General features: G+C 50.1%; 8 protein-coding genes. 3 read left to right on the top strand and 5 right to left on the bottom strand.

Annotation, left to right across the window (positions count from 1 at the left end; all coding sequences use genetic code 11):
* The 5 genes from PKH29_12040 to PKH29_12020 form a co-directional block, all read right to left on the bottom strand.
* The coding region (locus PKH29_12040; GenBank protein ID HNX15568.1) for a hypothetical protein at positions 1-409 on the bottom strand (409 nt) is incomplete at its 3' end.
* A 111-nt stretch (positions 410-520) separates the two neighbouring features.
* Positions 521-1,822 carry an amidohydrolase family protein gene (locus PKH29_12035; GenBank protein ID HNX15567.1) on the bottom strand — a complete coding sequence of 434 codons (1,302 nt, stop codon included), beginning with the start codon at positions 1,820-1,822 and terminating at the stop codon, positions 521-523.
* A gap of 32 nt (positions 1,823-1,854) precedes the next feature.
* Positions 1,855-2,349 (bottom strand): DUF6530 family protein, encoded by a 495-nt coding sequence (locus tag PKH29_12030; GenBank protein ID HNX15566.1) that lies wholly within the window; start codon positions 2,347-2,349, stop codon positions 1,855-1,857.
* A 656-nt stretch (positions 2,350-3,005) separates the two neighbouring features.
* Complete coding sequence (locus tag PKH29_12025; protein ID HNX15565.1) at positions 3,006-3,941, bottom strand: hypothetical protein; 936 nt, start codon at positions 3,939-3,941, stop codon at positions 3,006-3,008.
* Positions 3,942-4,065: 124 nt separating this feature from the next.
* Complete coding sequence (locus tag PKH29_12020) at positions 4,066-5,157, bottom strand: phosphotransferase (GenBank protein HNX15564.1); 1,092 nt, start codon at positions 5,155-5,157, stop codon at positions 4,066-4,068.
* Positions 5,158-5,378: 221 nt separating this feature from the next.
* Here PKH29_12020 and PKH29_12015 point away from each other — a divergent pair, with 221 nt between their 5' ends.
* The 3 genes from PKH29_12015 to PKH29_12005 form a co-directional block, all read left to right on the top strand.
* Complete coding sequence (locus tag PKH29_12015) at positions 5,379-6,320, top strand: zinc-ribbon domain-containing protein (protein HNX15563.1); 942 nt, start codon at positions 5,379-5,381, stop codon at positions 6,318-6,320.
* A complete protein-coding gene (locus PKH29_12010) occupies positions 6,320-7,093 on the top strand; it encodes a TIGR02206 family membrane protein (GenBank protein ID HNX15562.1) in 774 nt (257 codons plus the stop codon). Before PKH29_12015 ends, PKH29_12010 begins: the two co-directional genes overlap by 1 nt.
* The coding region (locus PKH29_12005; GenBank protein ID HNX15561.1) for a hypothetical protein at positions 7,077-7,939 on the top strand (863 nt) is incomplete at its 3' end. The genes PKH29_12010 and PKH29_12005, both read left to right, overlap by 17 nt.

The following is a 7,939-nucleotide window of genomic DNA, read 5'->3' as shown; positions in this document are numbered from 1 at the left end:
CCTTAGTTCTCAAACGAATAACGTTTCCTTTTAATGCTTCAAACATTTCCGGATAATGGCCGCAACGCGCACGCATCTGGTTATATTTTGCTTTTTCTCCGTTCTTTTGTACATACAAACCACGATCATAAATCTTATCAGCAAGTTCAGCAGCATGCATTTGATGGTCTTTCGCGTCCAATAATACGGTTTTCATTGCTTCTTGCAGTGTAAGCATAGGTGTTCTTCTAATTAAATCGTCACTAGCAGAATTATTCGCAGTTGCGACTTGCGGTTTTATAATAATGTAAAAAGGTGCGTTATTCTTTAATATAATTGCTTGTCCATATTTATCAACAATATCAAGTACATCAATTGGTGCTTGTAGAAATTTTTCATAAGCAATTAGCATATCAAGTTTTACATCCATTTCTTTCACCTCGGGTGCATTATACAATATTTTTAAACAATTGTCAACATATATTTAAACATTTGTATGAATATCAAAACAAGGGGCAGACGAAATCGTCTGCCTCTTGTTTTATTTAACGGAAGCACGCTTTTTGATATCCTCGAGCATTTGATTACAAGTTTCGCGTGAATAATAGACGCCTGATTTAATAACCCCGCAGTGGCCGGATAGGGTCTTTAGGTTCTCAAGCGGGTTTTCACAAGTAATAATGAGATTTGCTTTTTTACCCGTTTCGACGGTACCGATTTGTGATTCTTTTCCCAGACATTCAGCGGCGTTGACCGTTGCGGCTCGTAAAATTTCATAATTCGAGAGCCCGGCATGCGCTAACAGCTCCATTTCCATGTGCTCGGAAAAACCGGCGACCACATAAGGAACCGATTTATCGGTGCCGAGCAGCATCTGCGCGCCCGCCGATTGTAATTGCCGGACGATGAAAAACAGTTTCTCCATATACGCCTGCTGGTCGGTCAGACCGGCTTTTTCAAATACCTTTTTTGCCTCGGAAATCAAGAAACGCATCGCTCTTTTATTCCTTTCCGGTACATAGGCCAACGCTTCTTCTTTTTCGAAGTCCGCTTGTTTTTCCACATTCGCCAGCCGCTCGCTTGCGACCAGCGTCGGACAGTTCCAAACATGTTTTGAAGCAGCCAGTTCCGCCATTTCCCGGATTTGTTCATCGTTCAGGTTTTTTTCGGGGGAATACGGATTGACAAACCCGAACAGGTGCTCGACGGAGCGCATTCGGGATTCCAGCGCATGTTTCAGCCCCACCGCGTCCGGCACATGCCCCGCAACAGGCATCTTGTATTCTTTCGCAATGCGCATAATGTCATCAAAATTTTCAAGAGACAACTTGGAATAGATTTTGATAAAATCGTATCCCTTTTCCGCCTGCGTCAAGATGATTCTGCGGATTTGATCGGTGTTTTTTACCGCTTTGACGTTCATGAATTTCGGAAAAAACGGCGGGTCTCCGTCCAGCATGGCACCCGGGGTATAAATATCCGGCCCGATGACGCTTCCCTCTTCGATTTGCCTTTTTAACCTGAGATGATGAAACACCCTTGTGCCGAACAGATACTGACCGGGTTTAAAGCCCTCGTGCCCCCACATATTCCGTATGGTGGTCACGCCGTTTGCAAGATACAGCGGCAAATCGTCCGGATTGTCGCCCAGATGGACGTGCATATTGACAAGACCCGGCATCACATACAGTCCGCTCGCGTCAATGACGGTACAGTCCGTTTCCGGCATGAAGGACGCATTTTTAATGGCTTGAATCAAGCCGTCTTCAATCAGCAAAGATTGATTTTCGTCGATCTTGCGGCTTTTCATGGAAATTACATTCGCATTATTTATCAGTATCATTCGTGCGTCCCCCTGTCGTAATAGATTCGTCGTTACTTTCTCCCGTGGCCGTAGCCCATGTCGTTTAACAGGTTTGCCAATGTGTGCAGGCGCTCGGCGATCATCTCGTCGTCGTGTGCGAGCGCGTCGGCGAACAGCTTGATGTCGGTGTCGAGCATTGGGTTATCTTTGCAGATTTCCACGGTCATCGCATCGCCCTGAAGGCCGATCCGGTCGATGCGCGGGTTGTTTTCGTCGTAGAGTTTCGGATAGCGGTAGGCGTCCATAAAATACTGCTTGGCGCGGCAGACGAGCAGCGCAAGATCGAGCACCCGATGCATCGGCAGTTCCTCGGATTGACGCGACCACTTGCCGCCGGTATAGCGCCACACCTTGGCCGAAACGTCGACCTTGCCGCGGTCGTTCCACTGGGCAAGCCCCAGCGAAAGCCCCTTGGCGCAGGAGTCGTATTGGTCCCTGCCGTCGACGGCCTCGTAATTTTCACACACCACGACCGGTTTGTGCTTTAAAGTCGTGGGGATTTTCATGATATTTTTTTCGGACATAACTTGATCTCTCCTTTATCGTGCAGTAATTTACTGATTTACTGCGTGAGTGAGTATAACACAGGGGAAGAGAGATGTCAAGGGGATATTTAAAAGTCAAGTTTTATGTAGGGTGGGACGACTCAGCCTGCTGGGGTTAATTGGCTCGCACGGCGCGTAAATCCACGCGTTAAGGATAATCCATGCGATGGGGATAATCAACGCGGCGCATCAGGCGAACCGCCATTCGTAATGCCGGGCCCTACATGGGACACGGTGATGAATACAGTTCGCTTATACGTTATCGCAGAGCGCCGAGTCGTCGCTCCCTACGAATAAACGCAACACGTAAGCCCATTCGGCGCGTCAGGCGGGCCGTAGCCCGTGCGGACTCGAAGTCCGTGATGCCTTGCGCCCACAAAGGCACGGCAAGGTGTAAGCACTCCACCCTACATGATAAAAATATTCACCCCCGCCACCGGCGGGGGTGAATGCATAACATCTTTGCTCAAACGCGCGGGAAAAAGCCACGGGGGAATCATAGCCGTATTTGACCGGGAGCGGTGGTTGCCGCCCGTTTCGGAAGTTCATCGAACAATGTTCGATTCGGAAAGGTCGTCGAACCGTGTTCGATTACCGTCTCCCTACATTATAACGTTTCAAGACTTAGTCAGCTTCACTTTCATCCGACCGACGGTATCCGGGCTGTCAACGCTCATCGCGGTGAAATAGACATAGTATTCGTTGTTTCCGGCGTGAATAAAGCTCTGAGGGGTGCGGATGCAGCGAACCCAATCGGGCTTTTGAAAAAAGGCGTACCCTTTTCCCCAATTTACCCCGTCTTTGGAATAGGCATATCCGATGCTGGAGCAGTCGTCAATTCCGTGCGAGAGGTCGTCGAAAACGCAGAAGTAATCGCCGTTATCCAATGTCACCACAATGGGGTTTTCGATGTAATCAAAGGTCGGTTCTTTTTCGCCGTCCCGCTTCCACGGGCCTGCCATTTTCTCTGCCGAGGCAAGCCCTACGCACCACTGATACGGCGTTCCGTAGCTGCCGTAAAAGGCCATCCAGCCGTCTTTGACCGGATAGAGGTAGAAGGAATCCGAGCCCTGTCCGCCCTCCCAGGGGTCTTTAACCGGGTCGGTGTAGGAGAGCACCGTGCCCTCGGTGTCGATATAAGGGCCGCTCAGCCCATCCCGACCCGAGACCGACGAATACGCGCGCAGCACCCGCCCGTTGAATTCGCAGTTATGCCCTAAGCCGTCCTCATACCCCACATAAAAGAGGTTCCAGCGGTTTTCTTCTTCATTGAAAAAGGGCATGGGCGACCAGACCGCGTGGCGGGGGTCACGGGGAAGGTCGACCGAGTCATTCACTGTGCCAACACGCTCCCAAGAAAGGCCGTCGGCACTTTTCCAGTGGCCGTTTCGGGTCAAGTCCCAGGTGATCAGCTCTTCGGTGGTGAACATGTGAAATTCCCCGTTATAAAGAAACGCCGTTCCGCCCTCGAGTCCTTTATGAATGCCATGCTGCGCCAGTTGAGTTTTATTGATCAATTGATTTGAAATTTCGAGTATTTCTAACTGATACATGTTTATCCGAATTGCCGCCTTTCCAAACAAATATTGTTATTATACGGAATTCAAGGACGGTCCTCTATATCGATTCTTGAAAAGGGGTAACCTCTTTTAACCCGATACAGAGTTTAATGAGCGATCAAGATCTCCAATCATGGACGGCCTGAAGCCGTTTGATCTGATCTTTTTTCGTTTCGGGGTCTTGCGTGAACATATGTTTTTGCGCCGTGCGATAGCCGAACGTGATCAAAATCAAATCGGTGACCGTTCGATAAAAGTCCGGCGGGACTTCCATATATTCCGACACGGCGTTGACATAGGCGGGGAAAAGTACGCGGAAACAGGCATGCAGGTTGTCGGTCTCTGTGTCGTCGAAGATCAGGGACGCGATATCCTCGCCCAAACAGCCGAGTCCCGCACCGTCCCAGTCAATCAGGCGGATTTGCCCGTCTGAGACAAAGATGTTTTCGATCCAAAAGTCCCGATGGCAAAAAACAATCGGCAGACGTTTCAACCGCGCAAACACTTCGCCCTTATTCTCATCAAGTTCCGTGAGCATGCGTTTCAGGTGTTCGGGGATGTCACACGAATCGGAGCGCAGCAAAGCGTATTCAAACGATTTACCGCCGCATAGTTTGATGCTTCCATCTTTGAGCAGCTGCTTTAAAAAGCCCGGCAGGCGGCATTTTTCGGAGGTCAGGAATTCATAGGAATAAGTCCGCGTATGCCATTCTTCGAAGTTTCTGAAGAGCCGGCCGGGATCGCTCAGGCATTTGATACCGGTCAATTTTTCGGGATGGGCATAAAGCCGGCCTTGAATACGCCCCCATTCGGCTGCTGCAAGTCGGAGTGCCTCGAAGTCGAGGTTTTCGCCCGAATCGCCGCTGATGTATTCCATCCACAGCTCGATTTTGTCGTCGTTCAGCTCAGCGAGGTAACACTCAGGCCAGCGAAGGGGTTCGGTGAAGATGTCCCCGAAGTTTGACTGATAAAGGTCATATTCCCTGCGCCAGGAATCGGGATCACCCGGGCGCTCCCACTTCTTCTGAATTTTTAATACAATAGTATAAGGCTTTTTGCCGTCTGATGTTTGGGCTTTTCCGGTCAGTTTTGCCACGTCACCGAGCGTGCCGCCGTTCAGGGTCTCGATGGTATAATCGGCGCTTTGTACCGGTGTGTTGAGCTTTTTGCTCAATGCTTTTAGTAAAGATGCCTGATTGATTTCGGTCATAACCAACCCTTTCACCAGGTTCGCTCATCGATTCGTCAACGATTCTTCCCGGCCCGTATGTTCCCGATTATAAGTATGGGGACCCGCTCTGTCAAGTTCCGGTCCTGTCAGCGTAAAACCGATTGACGAAGCATGATGGGTTTGGTATAATTTACGTGTTATTTCCGGCTTTTCAATTCAAACAGCGTTCCGAAATTTTCGAAAGGTGGGTCAATATACTTATGTTTTGCAACAAATGCGGGCAACAGATTCCGGACAACGCCGCTTTCTGCCCGAAATGCGGCCAAACCACCGCAGGCACGGTAAAAACCGCCTCTGCTCCGACCCCGCCGCCGGTCTATCAGCAGCCGGTCTATCAGCAGCCGGTCTATCAGCAGCCGGTCTATCAGCCCCAGCCCGTTTATCCGGGGCAGCCCGGCGCTGCCGCAGCCGTAAAGCCAAAAAAGCACGGCGGTCTGATTGCGTTTTTAATCGTGATCATCGTGCTGCTGCTGGGCTTTGTCGCGGTTACTTTTCTGGTTCCGGGACTGGTTCTGCCTGTCAATCTCGGCGTCAAATCCACCCAGGCGGGTTATTTGAGCGCCATGAGCAAATTCGGATATCAAAAAGATGAAGCGCCGCAAACCGGAAAAGCAGAAGATTACAAATATGTTTATTCGGGTTTGCATTCGACGGACACCGCCCTGACCAGTGAGGAACTGACTTCCTTTTCCAACGAGAATCGTTCTTCTTATCACGCGATTAAGAACGTGCAGATTCTGATTAACGAAGACGGCACCATTGAGGCTTCCGGAAAGCTGGACACAGCTTACGTTTTCGAAAAAGTACTGAACGGTGATTATACGATGGAGGACGCCAAACGAGCGCTTCCGATGCTCGGTTTGATTCCGGCCTCCGTCAACCTCTACGGCAAAATCGCCGGTTCTGTGGTCAACAATCATATTGAAGGCCTTCGTGTCGAAAAAATCAGCGTAATGGGTATCACGATTCCGAATGATTTAATTGATTCGAACGAGTATTTCATTGTCGATACGCTGGATGGTTTTATCGAACGCACCTGTGAAAAATCCGGCGCGAATGTCGAATTGATGACAGTTGAGAATGGAAAGCTCATAGTCAAAGGTGTTCTTCCCTCCTCTCTCGAGCGTATTCCGATAGCATAATGATTACGGATTTTAAGGGCTTTTCGCCTGTACATCTGCTGACGCTGCTGGCATCGGTCTCCGTCGGCTTAATTTTCATTCTGCTGGGTGTTCGCGCAAAAACGAAACGGCAGCGCAGAATTCTCGGAATTTTGTTCGCGGTCGTGATTGTGCTTTGCAGGGGCGGCCGGTATGTGATGGACGCCTGTAACGGCGTATTCGAGTGGTATGATCTGTTTTCGCTGCATCTGTGCCACATCGACTTAATTTTACTTTGCGTCTGCCTGATAAAGCCCCTGAAACCGTTGTTTCATTTCTGCTTTTTGATCGGAATTCCGGCAGGGCTGGCTGTCGCGCTGTTTCCCGGAAGCAATCACCCGGCGCCGGGTCTGCCGAGAGCGATATTGTTCATCATGAGCCATGTGCTGCTCGTGATGGGCGCGCTTTATCTGCTGTTTGTCGAAAAGATGAAGCCGGCTCTGAGGGCTTTTTTCTGGATTGCCGGAGCGGGCAACGCAGCGCTTATCGCCGTCTTTTTTATCAACAAAGTTCTGGAAACGAATTTTCTTTATATCAATAAAGCACCTGCCGGCACCATCATCGCGTCACTCGAAAGCATTTTCGGATGGCCGGGTTATGTCATCGTCATCGATTTGCTGGCGCTGACGATGATGTTGGGTATGTTGCTTTCAGGTAAGCTGCTGTATCGGGCAAGGTTCGGGGATGAAAAGGCGTTTAAAAATTCCGCATCGTCTGAAACCGGAAAGGAATCTAAAATTGAAAACGAAAATTGATGCGGCAGTCAAATTTTATCAAGGCAAACCCGCCATTCACCTGAACGGGGAACCCGTGACCCCGATGCTTTATGCGCTGACCGACAAGCCGACCGGAAACCGCTCGTTCGAGGGCATCTCGGGCTATAACACCGGGCTCTTTGCCGAGATGGGTTTCCGGTTGTTCCAGTTTGACGTCAATTTCAACGATATGCTGTTCCCCGGGGACAAACTCGACATCACATTTGCAAAAAAACAGATTCGCGGCGCGATGGATTTACGCTCCGACTGCGCGGTAATGCTGCGGCTGCACGTCAATCCGCCGTTTTGGTGGATCAACGCCCATCCCGAGACCCTGACGAGATTCGCCGATGCCGAAACCGTTCCCCTGCCCGATTATCTGCCGAAATTCCGCGGGTATATCGAGGACGATTTAAAACCGCGCGCTTCGTGCAGTTATGCCTCGGAACTGTGGTATGACTACATGAGCCGCCAAGTTGAGCGATTTTTGTGTGAACTTGAAAAGACCCCCGAGGGCGGCCGCGTGTTTGCGATTCAGATCGCAAACGGCGTCTACGGCGAAAACCACTATTGGGCGTTTTTACACCACGACCCCGACATCTCCGAGCCGATGCGAAAACGGTTTGCAAAGTTCTTAACCGAAAAATACGGCGGTGATTTTTCTTCGGTTCAAGTGCCGGGGATTGAACGGAATACGGTCTCCTGCGGCATTTTCCGCGACCCCAAGAAAGAACGCCTTGTCTCCGACTATTACGAATGCCAGCATAAAACCGTCACCGATTCGATTCTCGGCTTTGCAAAATTGATTAAAAACAACTGGCCCCGTAAAATCCTGACCGGCGCGTT

Source organism: Oscillospiraceae bacterium, assembly GCA_035353335.1.
In the GTDB taxonomy this organism is placed as follows: Bacteria; Bacillota; Clostridia; order Oscillospirales; family JAKOTC01; genus DAOPZJ01.
This window is presented reverse-complemented; position numbering and strand designations above follow the sequence as displayed.